Raw genomic sequence first — 482 nt, forward strand, 5'->3', positions numbered from 1 at the left:
ACAGGATCAGGTAAAGTAGGTACATTTGCAGCTTTAGGTACTAAATTTAAATCCGCCTTATTTACTACTTTCGGTCTTATTCCTGCACTTAATTCAAGCTCCACTATAGGCTCTTTTACAAGTTCAGTACTTGCTATCCCATAATTAGTTATCCCACGTCTTGCATTTGTTGCAGCCGATCTCGGATTAGTCGATAAAGCCAGTGCCGAACCGTAAAACTGACTGTCCAGTGAAATATATCTGTTCATTTCATTAGAATCTCTTTCAAGTATTCCCTCATAAGGATATTTTTCTTTTTTATCTCCTCTTCCTTTATATGCTCCTCTCCAGTTACTGTAAAAATAATTCATTCCAAATTGCCATGAACTCCATGGAGACTTCACTACCTGATCTCCCTGTTCCATTAATTGTATTAATTCAAGATTTGCATTTTTCAGTAATCTGTTGTTCTCCCTCTTTGCCTGCTTAAATGATGTATGTAA

1 protein-coding gene is annotated in these 482 nt (G+C 36.5%); it reads right to left on the reverse strand.

Annotation, left to right across the window (positions count from 1 at the left end):
• The coding region (locus EII29_RS11605) for an autotransporter-associated N-terminal domain-containing protein (RefSeq protein WP_125237624.1) at window positions 1-482 on the reverse strand (482 nt) is incomplete at both ends.

This window comes from Leptotrichia sp. OH3620_COT-345 (genome assembly GCF_003932895.1).
In the GTDB taxonomy this organism is placed as follows: Bacteria; Fusobacteriota; Fusobacteriia; order Fusobacteriales; family Leptotrichiaceae; genus Pseudoleptotrichia.